At 53.5% G+C, this 1,134-nt stretch carries 2 protein-coding genes; both read right to left on the bottom strand.

All coding sequences use genetic code 11. The features are described from left to right. Window positions 1–25 precede the first annotated feature (25 nt). Window positions 26–640, bottom strand: coding sequence for an ABC transporter ATP-binding protein (locus HMPREF3175_RS08810; RefSeq protein ID WP_218078914.1), 615 nt, complete (start codon window positions 638–640; stop codon window positions 26–28). Window positions 641–713: 73 nt separating this feature from the next. Further along, entirely contained in the window at window positions 714–1,067 is a 354-nt protein-coding gene (locus tag HMPREF3175_RS10665; RefSeq protein ID WP_370991869.1) for a peptidase inhibitor family I36 protein, read from the bottom strand. Window positions 1,068–1,134: the final 67 nt, after the last annotated feature.

Genomic DNA, 1,134 nt, shown 5'->3' with positions numbered 1-1,134 from the left:
GCCTAGGAACAAAACCCGGGACACTTCACTCGTTCATGATCGGGTCATGGCTCGTAGCGATCACCGTGCTACCAGCTTCTGCTAGGTCACGAAACAGTCCGAACATCGTATGAGAGTTCTCAGTGTCCAATGCAGCTGATGGCTCATCAGCAAGCAGAACACGCCGCTCGCCGCTCAGCGCGCGTGCAATACCGACGCGCTGGCATTGGCCGCGAGAAAGCTCGGCTGGGTACCGGTCCAACAGCTCGCCTAAGCCCACGCGAGTCAACGAATCCCTAGCCATAGCTTCGGCATCACGCTGTGAAACACCCGCTGCAGACAACACGAGCATCACGTTCTCAGCAGCCGTCAACTCCTGAATCAACAGGTCATCCTGGTGCACAAAACCGACCACGTTACGCCGCAGATCTAGAACCTCCGCCTCACTGGCCTGACCTACATCTATACCAAGAACATCAATCCGGCCCTTATCCAGAGGGATCAAGCCAGCAATAGCACGCAAAAGGGTTGTTTTACCTGAACCGCTCTTACCCGCTAACCCAACAAATTCCCCGGCCGAAGCTTGAAGGTCAATACCTCGCAAAACGTGCGTGCGCTGAGCGCCGACACCCAAATATTTGTGAACATTCTCCACAGTCACAACAGTCATCATGCCTCGTTAAAAAAGCCGGGGTGCAGTTAGCTAACTGCACCCCGGAAACCGATAAAAACAGTTAGCAACCGCGATCCATCCGCCATGACGTAGCGGTATCATTAGCTACCCACCCGACATAGTTTTGAACCGAGTTTTGCCGCATGGTGTAACACCTACCTTTACCACCAGCATGCTCATACCAAGCAGCGTTCCGACTAGTGCGGTTTATCCATGAGCTCAACTTGTCATTCGCTCCGCTTGAGAGGTTCATAAGTTTAATTCCCGCTCGGCGAGATCCTAGAAGTCCTCCGTAGTCCCTATGTTCGAACAAGCAAACTAGATTGGCGCCGCAGTCTTTAGCTGCGGCTTGCGCGGGCTGAGCGAAACCGATTCCGGCTGCAACCACGGCTAGAGCGGCACAAAGCTTTTTCATCTTCATGACGTCATCCTTTTGAGCAAGGCCTCACGAGGAGGCAGTGACTTAGAAACACCTATGTGGT

The sequence above is a fragment of the Arthrobacter sp. HMSC08H08 genome, from assembly GCF_001807575.1.
Classification (GTDB): Bacteria; Actinomycetota; Actinomycetes; order Actinomycetales; family Micrococcaceae; genus Pseudoglutamicibacter; species Pseudoglutamicibacter albus.
The sequence above is the reverse complement of the archived record's forward strand: the minus strand, read 5'-3'. Positions and strand labels throughout refer to the sequence as shown.